This window comes from Amycolatopsis sp. MtRt-6, from assembly GCF_017308975.1.
Taxonomy (GTDB): Bacteria; Actinomycetota; Actinomycetes; order Mycobacteriales; family Pseudonocardiaceae; genus Amycolatopsis.
This window is the reverse complement of record NZ_JADWPD010000020.1, coordinates 75,780-93,089: the sequence shown is the minus strand read 5'-3', so window position 1 is coordinate 93,089 and position 17,310 is coordinate 75,780. Positions and strand designations below refer to the sequence as shown.

The 17,310-nt window shown below is 72.4% G+C and carries 17 protein-coding genes; 10 read left to right on the top strand and 7 right to left on the bottom strand.

Annotated elements, in window-relative coordinates; genetic code table 11:
* Positions 1 to 41: 41 nt before the first annotated feature.
* A complete protein-coding gene (locus I4Q55_RS29915; RefSeq protein WP_206792309.1) occupies positions 42 to 698 on the bottom strand; it encodes a TetR/AcrR family transcriptional regulator in 657 nt (218 codons plus the stop codon).
* A gap of 83 nt (positions 699 to 781) precedes the next feature.
* Between I4Q55_RS29915 and I4Q55_RS29910 the strand changes: the two genes are divergently transcribed.
* Positions 782 to 1,885: an NAD(P)/FAD-dependent oxidoreductase gene (locus I4Q55_RS29910; protein WP_206792307.1), complete on the top strand. Its 1,104-nt coding sequence runs from the start codon at positions 782 to 784 to the stop codon at positions 1,883 to 1,885.
* Here the strand turns inward: I4Q55_RS29910 and I4Q55_RS29905 are convergent, their stop codons facing one another.
* Positions 1,886 to 2,563 carry a TetR/AcrR family transcriptional regulator gene (locus I4Q55_RS29905; protein WP_206792305.1) on the bottom strand — a complete coding sequence of 226 codons (678 nt, stop codon included), beginning with the start codon at positions 2,561 to 2,563 and terminating at the stop codon, positions 1,886 to 1,888.
* A 67-nt stretch (positions 2,564 to 2,630) separates the two neighbouring features.
* Here I4Q55_RS29905 and I4Q55_RS29900 point away from each other — a divergent pair, with 67 nt between their 5' ends.
* Together I4Q55_RS29900 and I4Q55_RS29895 are read left to right on the top strand one after the other, a co-directional pair.
* Positions 2,631 to 3,740 (top strand): NAD(P)/FAD-dependent oxidoreductase, encoded by a 1,110-nt coding sequence (locus tag I4Q55_RS29900; RefSeq protein ID WP_206792303.1) that lies wholly within the window; start codon positions 2,631 to 2,633, stop codon positions 3,738 to 3,740.
* Between the two features lie 76 nt (positions 3,741 to 3,816).
* Complete coding sequence (locus tag I4Q55_RS29895) at positions 3,817 to 4,782, top strand: LuxR C-terminal-related transcriptional regulator (RefSeq protein WP_206792300.1); 966 nt, start codon at positions 3,817 to 3,819, stop codon at positions 4,780 to 4,782.
* Between the two features lie 4 nt (positions 4,783 to 4,786).
* Here the strand turns inward: I4Q55_RS29895 and I4Q55_RS29890 are convergent, their stop codons facing one another.
* Entirely contained in the window at positions 4,787 to 4,963 is a 177-nt protein-coding gene (locus I4Q55_RS29890; protein ID WP_206792298.1) for a hypothetical protein, read from the bottom strand.
* Positions 4,964 to 5,196: 233 nt separating this feature from the next.
* Here I4Q55_RS29890 and I4Q55_RS29885 point away from each other — a divergent pair, with 233 nt between their 5' ends.
* From I4Q55_RS29885 to I4Q55_RS29875, 3 genes are all read left to right on the top strand, one after another.
* Positions 5,197 to 5,496, top strand: coding sequence for a hypothetical protein (locus I4Q55_RS29885; protein WP_206792296.1), 300 nt, complete (start codon positions 5,197 to 5,199; stop codon positions 5,494 to 5,496).
* Between the two features lie 66 nt (positions 5,497 to 5,562).
* On the top strand, positions 5,563 to 7,056 hold the full coding sequence (miaB, locus tag I4Q55_RS29880) for a tRNA (N6-isopentenyl adenosine(37)-C2)-methylthiotransferase MiaB (RefSeq protein WP_206792294.1): 1,494 nt from the start codon (positions 5,563 to 5,565) through the stop codon (positions 7,054 to 7,056).
* Positions 7,053 to 7,526, top strand: coding sequence for a hypothetical protein (locus I4Q55_RS29875; RefSeq protein ID WP_206792292.1), 474 nt, complete (start codon positions 7,053 to 7,055; stop codon positions 7,524 to 7,526). Before miaB ends, I4Q55_RS29875 begins: the two co-directional genes overlap by 4 nt.
* 21 nt (positions 7,527 to 7,547) lie before the next feature.
* Here I4Q55_RS29875 and I4Q55_RS29870 read toward each other — a convergent pair whose 3' ends face one another.
* Positions 7,548 to 8,006 (bottom strand): hypothetical protein, encoded by a 459-nt coding sequence (locus I4Q55_RS29870; RefSeq protein WP_206792290.1) that lies wholly within the window; start codon positions 8,004 to 8,006, stop codon positions 7,548 to 7,550.
* A gap of 152 nt (positions 8,007 to 8,158) precedes the next feature.
* Positions 8,159 to 9,472: a DUF349 domain-containing protein gene (locus I4Q55_RS29865; RefSeq protein WP_206792288.1), complete on the bottom strand. Its 1,314-nt coding sequence runs from the start codon at positions 9,470 to 9,472 to the stop codon at positions 8,159 to 8,161.
* A gap of 218 nt (positions 9,473 to 9,690) precedes the next feature.
* Between I4Q55_RS29865 and miaA the strand changes: the two genes are divergently transcribed.
* Together miaA and dapF are read left to right on the top strand one after the other, a co-directional pair.
* Positions 9,691 to 10,602 carry a tRNA (adenosine(37)-N6)-dimethylallyltransferase MiaA gene (gene miaA / locus I4Q55_RS29860; protein WP_206792286.1) on the top strand — a complete coding sequence of 304 codons (912 nt, stop codon included), beginning with the start codon at positions 9,691 to 9,693 and terminating at the stop codon, positions 10,600 to 10,602.
* A gap of 10 nt (positions 10,603 to 10,612) precedes the next feature.
* A complete protein-coding gene (gene dapF, locus I4Q55_RS29855) occupies positions 10,613 to 11,440 on the top strand; it encodes a diaminopimelate epimerase (RefSeq protein WP_206792284.1) in 828 nt (275 codons plus the stop codon).
* 19 nt (positions 11,441 to 11,459) lie between these two features.
* Here the strand turns inward: dapF and valS are convergent, their stop codons facing one another.
* Together valS and I4Q55_RS29845 are read right to left on the bottom strand one after the other, a co-directional pair.
* Positions 11,460 to 13,973 carry a valine--tRNA ligase gene (gene valS, locus I4Q55_RS29850; protein WP_206792282.1) on the bottom strand — a complete coding sequence of 838 codons (2,514 nt, stop codon included), beginning with the start codon at positions 13,971 to 13,973 and terminating at the stop codon, positions 11,460 to 11,462.
* A gap of 9 nt (positions 13,974 to 13,982) precedes the next feature.
* The gene (locus I4Q55_RS29845) at positions 13,983 to 15,236 is read right to left on the bottom strand and encodes an MFS transporter (RefSeq protein ID WP_206792280.1); all 1,254 of its coding nucleotides are present in this window, start codon (positions 15,234 to 15,236) and stop codon (positions 13,983 to 13,985) included.
* A gap of 64 nt (positions 15,237 to 15,300) precedes the next feature.
* Here I4Q55_RS29845 and I4Q55_RS29840 point away from each other — a divergent pair, with 64 nt between their 5' ends.
* On the top strand, positions 15,301 to 15,804 hold the full coding sequence (locus I4Q55_RS29840; protein WP_206792278.1) for a transcriptional regulator: 504 nt from the start codon (positions 15,301 to 15,303) through the stop codon (positions 15,802 to 15,804).
* A gap of 42 nt (positions 15,805 to 15,846) precedes the next feature.
* Positions 15,847 to 17,289 (top strand): GTPase HflX, encoded by a 1,443-nt coding sequence (gene hflX / locus I4Q55_RS29835; RefSeq protein WP_206792276.1) that lies wholly within the window; start codon positions 15,847 to 15,849, stop codon positions 17,287 to 17,289.
* Positions 17,290 to 17,310 lie beyond the last annotated feature (21 nt).

Here is a 17,310-nt window from a genome sequence, read left to right as displayed (position 1 = left end):
ACCGTCCCCGCTCGCCATCCACTGTGGACTGACCCGATCGGCTAGCGCAGGGTGGCGATCCCGGCCAGGAAGATGTCGACGCCCGCGAGGAACTGCTCGCGGTCGTCGTGCTCCCGCAGCCGGGTCGCCGCCCGGTGGACGAACGGGTACTTCTCCGGGTCGAGTGCCGCCCACTGCGCGGCGACGTCGCCCAGGAACGCCGAGCGGTCCGCCTCGCCGGCGGCGAGCAGCCGGGCGTTGGCGGCGTTCTGGCCGGCGACGCCGAGCACGTAGTTCACCAGCGCGCCCGCGGCGTCGAACAACGCCTGCTCGGGCACGTCGAGCGCGACGAGCAGCCCACCGATCCGCTCGTAGATCTCCAGCAGCGCGGGCCGCCACGGCTCCCGGGACAGCTGGGCGCCGACCCACGGGTGGGCGTCGATCGCGTCGAACAGGCCCAGTGACACCGTGCGCAGCGCTTCCCGCGGCTCGCCCTCGGCCACGGCGTCGTCCACGACGCGGGCGATGACGGCGTCGGTCGCCGCCGCCAGGAGGTCGCTCTTGTTCGCGACGTGGTGGTAGATCGCGCCGTAGCCGGTCGACAGGCGGGCGGTGAGCGCGCGGAACGTCAGCGCGGCCTCGCCGCCGTCGTCCAGGATCGCGGCTGCCGCCTGGACGATCACTTCCTTGGACAGCCCGTCCGCGCGCCGTTTCGCCATGGGCTGATCATCGCATGGTTGGAACGTCGATCCAAACCCGTGCTACCGTGGTGATTGGAACGTCAATCCAATCGGAGGCAACCATGACTGTCACGATCATCGGCGCCGGCCTCGGCGGTCTCGTCCTGGCCCGCGTCCTGCACCGGCACGGCATCCCGGTCGAGGTCCACGAGGCCGAAGCGGCGCCGTCCGCACGTCGTCAGGGCGGCATGCTCGACATCCACCCGTGGAACGGCCAACCGGCACTGGAGGCGGCCGGCCTGGCCGACGGGTTCCGGGAACTCGTCCTGCCGGGCCGGGAATCCACCCGGATCGTCGACCGCGACGGCACCGTGCTGCTCGACCGGCCCGACGACGGCACCGGCGAACGTCCCGAAGTGCAACGCGGCGACCTGCGGCAGCTGCTGCTGGACTCGCTGCCGCCCGGCACCGTCCACTGGGGACACAAGGTCACCGGCGTGCGGGCTCTCGGCGACGGCGGCCACGAGGTGAGCCTGGCCGGCGGCGGCAGCTTCGTCACGAGCCTGCTGGTCGGCGCGGACGGCGCGTGGTCGAAGGTGCGTCCGCTGGTCTCGAGCGCGGTACCCGAGTACATCGGCGTGACGGTCGTCGAGACCTTCCTGTTCGACGGCGACGTCCGGTATCCCGCCGCCGCGAAGGTGGTCGGCGCCGGTGCGCTCTGCGCGTTGGCGCCGGGCAAGGGAATCGTCGCCCACCGCGAAAGCGGCGGAACCCTGCACACGTACGCGCAGCTGTTCAAGCCCCAGGACTGGCTGGCCGGTGCCGACGCGGCAACCGTGACGGCCCGCGCCGCCGAGGAGTTCGACGGCTGGGCGCCCGAGCTGACCGCGCTGATCACCGACAGCGACACCCCGCCGGTGCTGCGCCGCCTCCGCACGCTGCCGGCCGGGCACCGCTGGGCCCGCGTGCCGGGGGTGACCCTGCTCGGCGACGCGGCCCACCTGATGCCACCGAACGGCGAGGGCGCCAACCTCGCCATGCTGGACGGCGCCGAGCTCGGGCAGGCCCTCGCCACCCATCCCGGCGACGTCGAGGCGGCGCTCGCGGCGTACGAGCAGGCGATGTTCGCGCGTGCCGCCGCGGAGGCGGAAGGCGAGGACATCTACGTGATCATGTTCGGGGACGACGCGCCGCACAGCATGGTGGCCATGCTGGCCGGCGAGTAGCTACCCGATGCTCGCCCCGATGCCGTCGAGCAGGAAGCCGAGGCCGATGCGGAAGGTCGCGTCGGCGTCGTGGTGGGCGGCGTCGCGGACGACCTTCTCCAGCGCGGGGAACCGGCCGGTGGCGAACATCCGCACCAGGTACGGCCCCAAGGTGGCCTGCCACTGCCGCTGGTCCAGCCCGCTGGCCCGCTCGGCCCGGCGCTCGGCGATTTCGCGGCGGACCGCGCCGATCACGTAGGCGTCGACGGCGGTGACCATCGGCATGACCAGGTCGACGTCGACGCCGTCCAGCGCGGCCAGCACCGCTTCGCCCCGGGCCAGCGCGTTCGGGCCGAGCTGGGGCCGCCCGCCGATCAGGTCGGCGAACCACTCGTGCCGGTGCGCGGCCTCGCGGGTGGCCACGGCCATCGAGGTCAGCACCTCGCGCCACCCGGTGCCGGCCGGCCGGATCTCGGCGTGGACCGCGTCGACCATCAGGTCGAGCAGCTCGTCCTTGGTGTCGATGTAGCCGTAGAGCCGCATCGGCCCGACGTCCAGCGTGCCGGCGAGCTTGCGCAGCGACACCGCCTCCAGGCCGGCTTCGTCGGCCAGCTCGACCGCCGTCCGGACGATCAGGTCCCGGCTCAGCGGCGCCGGCGCCGGCCGGTTCGGCGGCTCCGGCCGCTCCCACACCAACATGGGCGTGACAATACATCGGCTCCCGCGATACACTGTATCGAGAAGTACGGTGTATCGAAGGGGAGTCATGACCATCGTCATCGTGGGAGCCGGCCTGGGCGGCCTGGCGCTCGCCCGGGTGCTGCACGTCCACGGCATCGAGAGCGTCGTGTACGAGCGGGACGCTTCGCGCGACGCCCGCCGCCAGGGCGGCATGCTCGACATCCATTCCGGGCAGCGGGCCCTGGCGGAGGCGGGCCTGCTGGCGGAGTTCCTGGCGCTCGCCCGGGGCGAAGGCCAGGACATGCGCCTCCTGGAGCCGGACGGCACGCTGCTGCTCCAGGAGGACACCCCAGAAGACGCCCCGGCACTGCGTCCGGAGATCGACCGCACGGACCTGCGCAACCTGCTGCTCGACGCCCTCCCCGGCGGCACGGTCCGCTGGGGCCACGCGTTCGACCACGCCGAGGAGGGAGTCCTGCACTTCGCGGACGGCCGCAGCGCGCGCTACGACCTGCTGGCCGGCGCCGACGGGGCGAATTCCCGGGTGCGGCCGTTGCTCACCGGCGCCCGGCCGGTCCACCTCGGCCAGAACGTGGTCGAGCTGTGCATCCCGGACGTCGACCGGGCCCATCCGGACCTCGCGGCCATGGTCGGCCGCGGCAACTACTGGGTCATGGGCGACGGCAAGTCACTGGCCGCCCAGCGCAACGGCGACGGCTGCGTCCGCATCGGCGTCAGCTTCTACAACACGGGAGAGGACTGGTTCACGACGAGCGGCATCCCCTTCGGCGACCCGCCGGCCGCCCGAGCCCGGCTGATCGAGCTGCTCGCCGGCTGGGACCCGAGGTTCACGGCCCTGATCGCGGCGAGCGGCGACACGGTGGTGCCCCGCGCGATCACCACGCTCCCACCGGGCCTGACGTGGCCCTCGAACCCGGGCATCACCCTCCTCGGCGACGCGGCGCACCTGATGCCACCGGTGGGGGAGGGGGCCAACATGGCCCTGCTCGACGGCGCCGTGCTCGGCCTGGCGGTGGCGGCCCACCCGGGGGATTTCGGCGCGGCGGTCGAGGAGTACGAGCAGGAGATGTTCGAGCGCACGGGTGCGGCCGCCCGGATGTCGGCGGACATGCAGGAGCTGCTGATGTCCCCGGACGCGAGCCGGAGGTTGCTGGAGTTCTTCCAGCCGGGGTGAGGGGACGGGCGCCCGGAGGGCTGCGCGCGACCGGACGATCTTCGTATCCTCTCCCCAGTGCGGCGGAGGGGGTTTCATGCTCGAAGGAATGCTGTCGCCCGGTGCCGTGGCGCTGTACGAGTCGATGCTCCGGGAAGGCCCGATCCCGCTCGACGGGCCCACGGCAGGCGGGCCGTCGATGGCCGAGCTGCTCGAGAAGGGGTTCGCGCGGCGGGACTACCGGACGGACCCGGACACGCCGCAGGTCGTGGCCGTCGAGCCGGCCCGGGCGGTCGACCACGCCATCCTGGCCGCCCAGCAGTCCGTGCTCGAGCAGAGCCGGCAGATCCAGGCCGCCCGGGAGCACCTCGACGTGCTGCAGGCGATCTACCTGGCCGCCCATGGGCAGGCGGGGATCAGCGGGATCGAGGTGCTCGACGACGCCGCCCGCGTCGCCGCCATGTCGGTCGAGCTGTGCCTGTCGGCCCGCGAGGAGTTCCTCTCGTTCGCCACGCACCGCAACCGCAAGGCACCCGACCGGCGGACCGCGATGACGTTCCCGGCGGCCGTGACCGCCCGCGGGGTGGTGCTTCGCAACGTCTACGAGCGTTCGGCGCTGGAGTTCGCGGGTGCTCAGGAGATCGTCGCGGCCTCGGTCGCGGCGGGGTGGCAACTGCGCGTCGCCCCGGAACTGCCGATGCGGATGGTCATCGCGGACCGGCACGCGGCGCTGGTGCCGCTCGGCGTCTCCGGGGCCGACGGCGCCCTGCTGGTGCGGACCCCGAACCTGGTCGCGGCGCTGCGTGTCCTGTTCGACCTGATCTGGGCCCAGGCCGTCCCGCTGGGCGACACGGCCCGGGACGCCGGCACCGGCCTGACCCCGGCCCAGACCAAGGTGCTGGAGCTGCTGGCCACCGGGATGACCGACGGCGCGATCGCGCGCCACCTCGGCAGCAGCGAGCGGACCGTGCGCCGGCACGTGTCCGGGCTGCTGGAGGCGCTCCAGGCGGACAACCGGGTGGCCGCCGTCTACGCGGCGGTCCGGCGTGGCTGGCTCGCCTGACCGGTCAGTCCCACTCCCACGGGTCCGGCGGTCCCGGATCGCAGCCCCAGGCGTGCGGGCGAAGGCAGACGGTCGGTGGGTCGTCGGCCGAGACTATCTTGTCCGCGCCGGTCCCGGCTCCGAAAGCCGCCGCCGCCACCACGGCGGCCGTGGCGGCGGTGATGGCCGTCCATCTGAGCATGGTCTTCGTTCCCCCTGGTCGTGAAGTTCCGCGCTGCGGACTGTAGGCGTTCTCCCGCGGCGCCGGTAAGGGGCGGTTGCGGCCACCGTCCGGTTCCGGCCAGGCACCCTGGCCGGAACCGGCTCGTGGCCGCTTTTGACCGGTGCGAGCCCCGGCCGCCCCTCCCTAACGTGGTCCGCGAGCACGTCCCGGCCGTCGCCGAACACGTTGGCTCACCGGGGAAAGGGAGCGGCGTGATCAGCGGCAGACGACTCGCCAGGACCGTGGCGGCCGCGGCCATCGTGCTCGCGACCACGGTGGCCGAGCCGGCCGCCGCGTACGCCGGAGAAACACCGGCCCGTCACCGGATCGAACGTTCTCCTTGCCGTCCGACGGCCGGACCGTGCCCGTGCGGCGTCCCGGTCAAGCGGATCACCACCACCAAGCTCCACGGGCCGGCGGCCGGGACGGTCTACGGACTGGTGCCGCTCACGCTCTGCGTGAAGCTGCTCGACGCGCAGCTCGCGCTCGCCCGCCCGGCGCCCGGGGCGTGACCCGGCGGCAGCGCGACCCAGGGCACCGCGGAACCGCAGGCGGCAGCCGGTCTACCCTGGAAGCCGATGACCGAGAACCAGGCACCCAGGGCGTACCAGATCCGCACCTTCGGCTGCCAGATGAACGTGCACGACTCCGAGCGGCTCGCCGGGCAGCTCGAGGACGCCGGCTACGTCCCGGCGGCCGCCGGGGCCAAGCCCGACCTGATCGTGTTCAACACCTGCGCCGTCCGGGAAAACGCGGACAACAAGCTGTACGGCACGCTCGGGCACCTGCGCCCGGACAAGGTCGCCAACCCCGGCCTGCAGATCGCCGTCGGCGGGTGTCTCGCGCAGAAGGACCGCGGGGAGATCGTCAAGCGGGCGCCGTGGGTCGACGTCGTGTTCGGCACCCACAACATCGGGTCGCTGCCCACGCTGCTGGAGCGCGCCCGGCACAACGCCGCGGCCGAGGTCGAGATCCTCGAATCGCTCGAGACGTTCCCCTCGACGCTGCCCGCGCGGCGTGAATCGTCCTACGCGAGCTGGGTGTCCGTTTCGGTCGGCTGCAACAACACCTGCACCTTCTGCATCGTCCCCGCCCTGCGCGGCAAGGAACGCGACCGGCGGCCCGGCGAGATCCTCGCCGAGGTCGAGGCGCTCGTCGCCGAGGGCGTGCTCGAGGTCACCCTGCTCGGCCAGAACGTCAACTCCTATGGCGTCGAGTTCGGCGACCGGCTGGCGTTCGGCAAGCTGCTGCGCGCGTGCGGCACGATCGACGGCCTCGAGCGCGTCCGGTTCACCTCGCCGCACCCGGCGGCGTTCACCTCCGACGTCATCGACGCCATGGCCGCGACCCCGAACATCTGCCACCAGCTGCACATGCCGCTGCAGTCCGGGTCCGACCGGGTGCTGCGCGAGATGAAGCGGTCCTACCGCTCGGCGCGCTTCCTGAACATCCTCGACGAGGTCCGCGCGGCCATGCCGGACGCGGCCATCACCACCGACATCATCGTCGGCTTCCCTGGCGAGACCGAGGAGGACTTCCAGGCGACCCTGGACGTCGTGGCGCAGGCCCGCTTCTCGAGCGCGTTCACCTTCCAGTACTCGAAGCGCCCCGGCACGCCGGCCGCGACGATGGACGGCCAGCTGCCGAAGGAGGTCGTGCAGGAGCGTTACGACCGCCTGGTCGAGCTGCAGAACGCGATCTCCTGGGAAGAGAACAAGAAGATCGTCGGCCGCCGCGTCGAGCTGCTCGTCGCCGCGGGCGAGGGGCGCAAGGACGCCGAGACGCACCGGATGAGCGGCCGCGCCCGCGACGGACGTCTGGTCCACTTCGCGCCGACCGGTGCCCACGTCGACCGCGCGGTCCGGCCCGGCGACGTCGTCGAGACGGTCGTCACCTACGGTGCGCCGCACCACCTGGTGGCCGACGGCGACCTGCTGTCCCACCGGCGGACGCGCGCCGGCGACAACGCGGAGGCCGGGCTGCGGCCGAAGACGAGCGGCGTCACGCTGGGCCTGCCGGGCTTCGGTGCCCCGGCCGCCCAGCCCGAACCGGTGAGTGGGTGTGCGCTGTGACCGAGTCGCGAGGCAACGGCGAGCTGGCCGAGCTGGCGGCCGAGATCGACGAAGCGGGCGCGCGGGCGTCCCGCACGGTGGAGCTGGGCCGCCGCGGGTTCACCATCGCGGTGTTCTCGTTCGTGCTGCTGGTCTGCCTGATCCTGCCGTGGGTCGGCGACCACGCGGGCTGGCAGGTGCTGGCCGGCGAGGGCGGCGGCATCCCGCAGCTGTTCGCGGCGACGTCGACCGCGGTCGGCATCCTGGCCTCGGCACTGGCCCTGGTGACCCGGCGCTGGTGGCTGTCCTGGGTCTGCGCCGCGGGCGGCTGGTTCGCCTCGGTCGACGGGCTGCTGGCGATCTGGTCGCAGCAGTCGTCCCACGCCCCCGGCTCCGCGGGCGGCGGGCCCGGCATCGGCATGGTGATCGCCTGGATCGCGATGATCTGCCTGGCGGTCTCGTGGATGCGCACGGCGTTTTCGAGGTCCTGAGCGGGCCGGTGGGGACCGGGTTCAGCCCACGCGCAGGGTGAAGGTGCTCGCCGAGTAGGCGGCGGCGTACAACGTCGTCTCGGGGTGGTAGAGCCGCAGCGAGACCGTGGCGCTCAGGCTGAAGCTGAGGCTGAACGAGAACCCGCCGTTCGGCCGGCAGGTGGTGTCGGCGATGTTCACCCACGTCCCGGCCCGCAGCTGCTGCACGATGACGGTTTCGAGGACTGCTTCGGAGCGGGCCGCGTCGAGCACCTTCAGGTTGCCCTTGAGGTCGACCTTCTCGTTGACCTTGACGTGGTCCTTGCCGAGCTTCCCGTCGAGCTTCACCTTCCCCTTGCCGGCTTCGACGGCGGATCCGGCGGCAGCGGAGAGCGGCGCGGCCACGGCGGGAGCGGCGAGCGCGGGGACGAGCCCGGCGAGGGCGGTGCTGATCACCAGCGCGGAGAGGATCCTGCTGGCGCTGTGGGGTGTCCTGGTCATGATCAGAGTGGAGCACCGGCGGCGGAGCGAAGCGCGCGGTGACCCCCGGTCGGGGCGCCGACCGAACCCGTCCGGGTGCTTCCGCTTGCGCCGGGACGGCAAAGGCCGCCTCCGGGGAACGCGGAGTCCCCGGAGGCGGCCTTCAGCGCCTTTCAGCGGTCGGCGACCGCCGCCTCGGCGGCCTGCAGCCACTCACGCCACTGCGCGGCCTGCTCGTCCGCCTTCTTCGCGCGCCGCTCGTCGCCGGCGGCCCGCGCCTTCGCGGCCTGGGACTCGAACTGCTCCACCCGCTCCCGGAACTGCGCCGCCCGGGCCTGGGCCTCCGGGTCCGTCTTCCGCCACCGCGAGTCCTCCGCCGCCTTGACCGCGTCCTGGACCGCCTTCAGCCGGCCGTCCAGCTCGCGGATCCGCTCGCGGGGGACCTTGCCGATCTCGTCCCACTGCTCCTGGATGCGCCGCAGCGCGCTCTTCGCCGCCTCCAGGTTGGCCGCCGCGTCGATCTTCTCCGCCTCGACCAGGAGCTCTTCCTTGCGGGCCGCGTTCGCGCCGAACTCCGCGTCACGCTCGGAGAACACCGCCGACCGGCGCGCGAAGAACTTGTCCTGGGCCGCCCGGAAGCGCTGCCACAGCGCCTCGTCGCTGTCCTTGGGCGCGCGCCCGGCCGCCTTCCACTCCGTCATCAGGTCCTTGTAGCGACCCGCCGTCTCGCCCCAGTCCTCGGACTCGCTGATGGCCTCGGCCTCGGCGATCAGCTCTTCCTTGCGCTGCTTGGCCGACGCGCGCTGCTTGTCCAGCTCGGCGAAGTGCGACCCGCGGCGGCGGTTGAACGCCTCGCGGGCCTTCGAGAACCGCTTCCACAGCTCGTCGTCGGTCTTGCGGTCGACGCCCTTGACCGTCTTCCACTCGTCGAGGATCGCGCGCAGCCGGTCGCCCGCCGCCTTCCACTGGGTGGAGTCCGCCGCGATCTTCTCGGCCTCCTCCGCCAGGGCCTGCTTGCGCGCGACCGCCGCCGCCCGTGCCTCCTCGCGCTCCGCCTTCGCGCTGGCCAGCGCCTTCTCGGCGTGCCCGATGACGTACTCCAGCCGGGCGGCGAGCGCGGCCAGGTCGCCGACCACGGCCGCCTCGGCCAGGCCGTCGCGGATCTGGGTGGCGCTCGACAGCGCGTGCTTCGGGTCGCCGGCCCCGGAGATCAGCCGGGTCTCCAGCAGCTCGACCTCGGTGCGCACGTCGTCGAAGCGACGCGCGTAGTGCACCAGCCCCTCGTCCGGGCTGCCGGCCTGCCAGACGCCGACGGCGCGTTCGCCCTCGGCGGTGACGACGTAGACGGTGCCCTCCTCGTCGATCCGGCCCCAGGTGGACGGGGTGGGTTCGGCGGGCGGCACGGGCGGGGCGGCGTGCCCGGCGTGCAGCGCGTGCGGCACCGGGTGCGGGGCCGGGGTACCGGTGGAAGTGTTCTCCTGGGCCATCGCAGGCTCCTTATCGCCTGTACGCCCGCTCGCGCGGGCGCCCCGCCGTGGAGCGGGGCCGGGTAATGCGGTCGTCACGGGCCGTGCTCGGATGCTACGTCCCTTAGGCGGCATTCAAGCAGCTCAGCGCGCACCGTGGTACTGGATGGGCCACTCGAAGCTCGTGATCCTACTTCCGGTGGACGCTCCGTGTTGGTCCGCCGGTATCGTCAGCCGCCGTGAACAGCCCCGTCGTCCCGCTCGCGGTGGTCGGGCCGACGGCCACCGGCAAGACCGCGCTGGCCGTGGACCTGGCCCGCGAACTCGGCGGCGAAGTCGTCAACGCCGACGCGATGCAGCTCTACCGGGGCATGGACATCGGCACCGCCAAGGCCACCGAAGCCGAGCGCCGCGGCGTCCCGCACCACCTGCTCGACGTGCTGGACGTGACCGAGACGGCGTCCGTCGCGGCCTACCAGCGGCACGCGCGGGCCGAGATCGAGCGGTTGCTGGCCGAAGGCAAGGTGCCGGTGCTGGCCGGCGGGTCCGGCCTCTACGTCCAGGCCGTGCTCGACGACCTGCGGTTCCCCGGCACCGACCCGGCCGTCCGGGCCCGGCTCGACGCCGAAGCCGAGCAGCTCGGCACCCCCGCGTTGTACACCCGGCTGGGTGAGCGCGACCCGGTCGCCGCCGCCAAGATCCTGCCGACCAACACCCGCCGGATCGTGCGCGCGCTCGAGGTCATCGAGATCACCGGCGAACCGTTCTCGGCGAACCTGCCCGCGCCGGGCCCCGCCCGCTACGGCACCGTCGTCATCGGCGTCGACCGCGCGCCCGAGGAGCTCGACGAGCGCGTGAACGAACGCGTGGTGCGGATGTTCGAGGCCGGGCTGGTCGAGGAAGTCCGCGAGCTGGAGAAGCGGGGCCTGCGCGAGGGGAAGACGGCGTCGCGGGCACTCGGCTACCAGCAGGTGCTCGCCGAGCTGGCCGGCGACGGCGACTTCGACGCGGCCGCCGCGGCAACGGCGCAGGCCACCCGGCGCTTCGTCCGCAAGCAACGGTCCTGGTTCCGGCGCGACCAGCGGATCCACTGGTTCGACGGCGCCGATCCGGGGCTGGCCGCGCGCGTCCTGGATACCCTGGGCCGGTAATCTTGCCCCCATGGGCGGAATCGAGTTCCTCAAGGGGCACGGCACGCAGAACGACTTCGTGCTGCTCCCCGATCCGGCGGGCCGCCTCGAGCTGACCGAGGCCAGGGTCGCCGCGCTGTGCGACCGCCGCCGCGGCCTCGGGGCCGACGGCGTGCTGCGCGTCGTGCGGGCCGCCGCGCTCGACGAGCCGTCCGCGGGCGAGTGGTTCATGGACTACCGCAACGCCGACGGGTCGATCGCCGAGATGTGTGGCAACGGCACCCGCGTCTTCGCCCGCTACCTCGTCGAAGCGGGCCTGGAGACCGAGGGCGAGTTCGTCATCGGCACCCGCGCGGGCGACCGGCCGCTGGTGGTGCACCCCGACCGCTCGGTGACCGTCCAGATGGGACCGGCGACGATCACCGGCACCTCGGTCACGGTGGTCGCCGGCCGCCCGTTTTCGGGCGTCGCGGTGAACGTCGGCAACCCGCACCTGGTGTCGCTGCTCGACGACGACGTGGCCGGCCTCGACCTGCGCGACCAGCCCGACTTCGACCACGACGTCTTCCCGCACGGGGTCAACCTCGAGTTCGTCAACCGGCTCGGCGAGGGCGCGCTGCGGATGCGCGTCCACGAGCGCGGGGTGGGGGAGACGCGGGCGTGCGGCACCGGCACGGTCGCCGCGGTGGCGGCCGCGTTCCACCTGGCGGGCACCGACACCGGCACGTCCACTGTGGACATCCCGGGCGGCCGGGTCGAGGTGACGGTGTCCCGCGGCGCGTCGACGCTGTCCGGGCCCGCCGAAATCGTGGCGCGCGGCGAGATCGACGAAGCCTGGTGGGCCGCCGCCGGTTCGTGACCGGAGCGGCCCACCCGCATCAGACCTTGGCCTCGACCGCGAAGTCGCCTTCGCGGGTCTCCACCGCCGTGATCACGCCCGCGACGCGGATGTCCGCCTGAATGTCCGCGAACCGCGCCAGCAGCTCGGGCGGGCCGGTCACGGTGAGCGTCTCGACGGCGGACCGCATCGACACCTTCGCGTCCGTCTTGGCCCGGCGCACCGCCGCGATCACCTGGCCGGCCAGCGCGAGCAGCTCCGGATCCCCTTCGACACCCGGTGCGGCGGGCCACTCGGCGCGGTGGACCGACCCGTCCCGCCACCACGACCAGACCTCTTCGGTCGCGAACGGCAGGAACGGCGCGAACAGCCGCAGCACCGCCGACAACGCCGTGACCAGCGCCGCCTGCGCGGACTCCGCACCCGAAGGACCGCTGTCGCCGTACGCGCGGCCCTTCACCAGCTCGACGTAGTCATCGCAGAACGTCCAGAAGAACGTCTCCGTCACCTGCAGCGCCCGCGCGTAGTCCGAGGCCTCCAGCGCCGCGGTCGCCTGCTCGACCACGACCGCCAGCGCCGCCAGCAGCGCCCGGTCCAGCGGCTCGGTGGCCACCGAGGACGGCGCGGGCACACCCAGGCCGAGCACGAACCGGCTCGCGTTGAGCAGCTTCGTCGCCAGCCGCCGGCCGACCTTCATCTGGCCCTCGTCCACCGCCGTGTCGACGCCGGGACGCGCGCTCGCCGCCCAGTAGCGGACCGCGTCCGAGCCGAACCGCTCCAGCAGGTCCACCGGGGTGATCACGTTGCCGATGGACTTCGACATCTTCTTGCGGTCCGGGTCGAGCACCCAGCCCGCGATCGACGCCTCCCGCCACGGCAGCACGCCGTGCTCCAGTTCCGCGCGCACCGCCGTCGAGAACAGCCAGGTGCGGATGATCTCGTGCGCCTGCGGCCGCAGGTCCATCGGGAACACGCGGGAAAACAGGTCGTCGTCGACGCTCCACCGGCCGACGATCTGCGGCGTCAGCGACGACGTCGCCCAGGTGTCCATCACGTCGGGATCGGCGGCGAACCCGCCCGGCACGCCGCGCTGCTCCTCGGTGAACCCCGGCGGGACGTCGCTGCTCGGGTCGACCGGCAGGGTGGCCGGCAGCAGGCGTGCGGCGTAGTCGGGCTCGCCTTGGTCGTCGAGCCGGTACCACAGCGGGATCGGCACGCCGAAGAAGCGCTGGCGGCTGATCAGCCAGTCGCCGGCCAGGTTCTCCACCCACGACGAGTACCGGACGCGCATGTGCTTCGGCACCCAGTTCAGCTCTTCGCCGCGGGCGAGCATCTTCTCCCGGAACGCGACGTCGGTCCCGCCGTTGCGCAGGTACCACTGCCTGCTGGCGACGATTTCCAGGGGCTTGTCGCCCTTTTCGTAGAACTTCACCGCGTGCGTGATCGGCCGCGGTTCCCCGCGCAGGGCCCCGGCCTCGCGCAGCAGTCGCACCATGATCTCGCGTCCCGTGTGGACGGTTTTGCCGACCAGCGGCGCGTAGGCGTCGAAAGACACCCCGGACGGCGCCTCGGGCAGGAACCGGCCGTCGCGGCCCAGCACCACCCGCGTCGCCAGCCGCAGCTCCCGCCACCACGTGACGTCGGTGGTGTCGCCGAACGTGCACACCATCGCGATGCCCCGGCCCTTTTCGGGATCCGCCAGGTGGTGCGCCACGACGGGCACCTCGACGCCGAACACCGGCGTCCGCACGGTCTTCCCGAACAGCGGCTTGAACCGCTCGTCGTCGGGGTGGGCCACCAGCGCGACGCACGCGGGCAGCAGCTCCGGCCGGGTCGTCGCGATCACGACGTCGGCGCCGTCGGGCCCGGTGAACGCGAGGTCGTGGAAGGCACCCGGGCGCTCGCGGTCCTCCAGCTCGGCCTGGGCGACGGCGGTGCGGAAGCTGACGTCCCACAGCGTCGGCGCTTCGGCCTGGTAGGCCTCACCGCGCTCGAGGTTCCGCAGGAACGCGCGCTGCGAGATCAGCCGCGAGTCGTGCCCGATCGTCTGGTAGGTCATCGTCCAGTCGACCGACAGCCCCAGCTGCCGCCACAGCTGCTCGAAGACCTTTTCGTCGGTCTCGGTGAGGGTTTCGCACAGCTCGACGAAGTTGCGCCGCGAAATCGCGACGACGTCCTTGCCCGGCTTCTCCGGCGGCCGGAAGTCCGGGTCGTAGGGCAGCGAAGGCTCACAGCGGACGCCGAAGTGGTTCTGCACCCGGCGTTCGGTCGGCAGGCCGTTGTCGTCCCAGCCCATCGGGTAGAAGACCTCGAGCCCGCGCATCCGCTTGAACCGCGCGAGGACGTCGGTGTGGGTGTAGGAGAAGACGTGCCCGATGTGCAGCGAACCGCTGACCGTCGGCGGGGGAGTGTCGATCGAGTAGATCTCGGCCCGGGTCTTGGTGCGGTCGAAGCGGTAGGCGCCGGTGGACTCCCATACGGGTACCCACTTGGCCTCCAGACCGTCGACACCGACCTTGTCCGGGACTTGTGGGCGCTCGTATGGGGTACTCATGAAGCAACTCTAGGCGGCGGGAGAACCGGTTTTCGCTTCGGTAGGCAGGTCGCGCATGTGCCGCAGGGGCGAGCAGACCACCCACAGCACCGACGCGACCTCGCCGGCGAGCGCCACCCATATCGCACCCCGCAGCCCGAGCCACTCGCCGAGCCCGCCGCCCAGCAGCCCGCCGAGCGGCATCGTGCCCCAGACGACGAACCGCACGCTCGCGTTCATCCGGCCGAGCAGCCGGTCCGGGCAGATCGCCTGCCGGTACGAAACCTGTGCGACGTTGTAGACGATGATCCCGAAGCCGCCCGCGACGGCGCCCAGCCCGGCGAGGCCGAGCCGCCATCCGGGCGCGGCGAACGGGATCAACAGGTGGCCGGGCATGGTCAGCAGCGGGACCAGCCAGATCGCCCGGGCCTGGCCGATCCGCCGGGTCAGCGCGCCCGAGCACAGCGCGCCGAGGATGCCGCCGGCCCCGCCGGCGGCCAGCAGCACACCGACCGCGGCCGGTGGCAGGCCGGCCGTCCGGGTCAGGAACAGCACCTGTACGGCCAGGAACGCGCTGTTGAAGAAGTTCGACGTCGACGTCGTCGCCACGATCGCGCGCAGCGGCCGGTCGGAGAAGACGAACCGAAGCCCTTCGGCGACCTGCGACACCAGCTTGGCGTGGCCCTCGCGGACCGGCTCGGGCTCGACGGTGCGGATGCGCAGCAAGAACAGGGCCGACGTGAGGTAGCCGAGGCCGGTGAGCAGCACGGTGCTGGCCGCGTTGACCAACTGGACCAGCACGCCGGCCGCGCTGGGCCCGGCGATCTGCGCGACCGACTGGACGGCCTGCAGCTTGGCGTTGCCTTCCAGAAGGTGCTCCCGGCCGACGAGCGAGGGCAGGTACGACTGGTACGCGACGTCGAAGAACACCGTCGCGATGCCCACGACGAGCACGACGACCAGCAGTTGGGCGAACGTCAGCACCCCGGCCCACCAGCTGATCGGCACGCTCAGCAGCAGCGCCGCCCGCGTGAAGTCGGCGGTGAGCATGACCCGGCGGCGGCGCAGCCGGTCCACCCACACCCCGGCGGGCAGGCCGATCAGCAGGAAAGCGAGTGTCTCGGCCGCGGTCAGCAGGCCCATCTCGAACGGTGTCGCGGCCAGCGTCACGGCCGCGAGCAGCGGGATGGCGGTGTAGCCGATGGCCGTGCCGAACTGGCTGGCCGTGTCGCCGGCCCAGAGCCGCCTGAAGTCGGCGTGGCGGAAGAGTGACCCCCGGTGCATGGTCCCCGAGTGTGGCGGGAGTGATTGGAAACTGTCAATCACTGTTCGCTCTAGGCTGTCCCGCGTGCCCCCCGAGAAACGACGTCCCGCGACCGAAGCCGAGGCCGCCGCGCTGGCCTCCGGAATACGGCTGCGCATCATCCGGTTGACTTTTTCGGAGGCGCTGACGAACAAGGAGCTGGCCGAAAGGCTGGGCCGGGATCCGGCGACGACGCTGCACCACGTGCGCAAGCTCGTCGACACCGGCTTCCTCGCCGCGCAGCCGCCGCGCCGCGGGGCACGGGGCGCCCGGGAAATTCCGTATCTTTCGACCGGGCTTTCGTGGACACTCGACTCATGCGGTGACAAGGGCTTGGACCAGGCGATGCTCGAGGCGTATCTGGCCGAGATCGCCGAGACAGGTTTCGACGGCGTGCACCAGACACGCCTCGTCGTCCAGGTGGCCCCCGAGGAGCGGGCGGAGCTGGAAACCCGGCTCAACGCCCTGCTCGAGGAGTTCCGCGCGCGTCCCCGCCGTCCCGGCGCCGAGCGCACCGCGATCTACCTCGCCACCTATCCCAGCACGTAATAGTTCGGTTCCCGCGGCGAATCGTGGGAACATGGAGGCACGATGACAGAACTGACACACACCGAAGACCACGACGACGACCTGTACGACCCGTCGACCGGCGAGATGGAGCTCGAAGACCGCGCGTCGCTGCGCCGGGTCAGGGGACTGTCCACGGAGCTGGACGACGTCACCGAGGTCGAGTACCGGCAACTGCGGCTCGAGCGCGTCGTGCTGGTCGGCGTGTGGACCGAGGGCACGGCCCTGCAGTCCGAGGCGTCGCTGGCCGAGCTGGCGCGCCTGGCCGAGACGGCGGGCTCGGAGGTCCTCGAAGGCCTCATCCAGCGGCGGACCAAGCCGGACCCGGCCACCTACATCGGCTCGGGCAAGGTGCGGGAGCTGCGCGACATCGTCGGTTCCACCGGCGCCGACACCGTGATCTGCGATGGCGAGCTTTCGCCGGGCCAGCTGCGGCAGCTCGAGGAGAAGGTCAAGGTCAAGGTCATCGACCGGACCGCGCTGATCCTCGACATCTTCGCCCAGCACGCCCGGTCCAAGGAGGGCAAGGCGCAGGTCGAGCTGGCCCAGCTGCAGTACCTGATCCCGCGGCTGCGCGGGTGGGGTGCCTCGCTGTCCCGGCAGGCCGGTGGGCGCGCCGGCGGCGCGAACGGCGGCGTCGGCCTGCGTGGTCCCGGTGAGACCAAGCTCGAAACCGACCGGCGGCGGATCAACAAGCGTGTGGCGAAGCTGCGCCGGGAGATCGCGGCCATGGACACCATCCGCGAGACCAAGCGCGGGCGGCGGCTGGCCAACGAGGTGCCCAGCGTGGCGATCGTCGGCTACACCAACGCCGGCAAGTCGAGCCTGCTCAACGCGCTGACCGGGGCCGGGGTGCTGGTGGAGGACGCGCTGTTCGCCACCCTCGACCCGACCACCCGGCGCGCGTCGACGCCGGACGGCCGCGGCTACACGCTGACCGACACCGTCGGGTTCGTGCGGCACCTGCCGCACCAGCTGGTGGACGCGTTCCGTTCAACGCTGGAGGAGGCCGCCGACGCGGACCTGCTCGTGCACGTGGTGGACGGGTCCGACCCGGCACCCGAAGAGCAGGTCAGCGCGGTGCGCGAGGTGCTCGGCGAGATCACCCGCAAGCGCAAGGAGCCGCTCCCGCCGGAGCTGCTGGTGATCAACAAGACCGACGCGTCCGACGAGGTCAGCCTGGCTCGCCTGCGGCACGCGCTGGCCGGGTCGGTGCAGGTCTCGGCGCGGACCGGGGCGGGCATCCCGGAGCTCGTCGAGGTGATCGCCGACCGCCTGCCGCGGCCGGAGGTCACGGTCGAGGTCCTCGTGCCGTACTCGCGCGGCGAGCTGGTCGCGCGGGCGCACGCGGACGGCGAGGTCCTCGAAGAGGAGCACGCCGAGGAGGGCACGCGCCTGCTGGTGCGGGTCCGCCCGGACCTCGCGGCGGCTTTGCGCGAGTACGAGACCAACTCGACCAGGGCCTGACACGTCTCCGTAGTGTGCGAC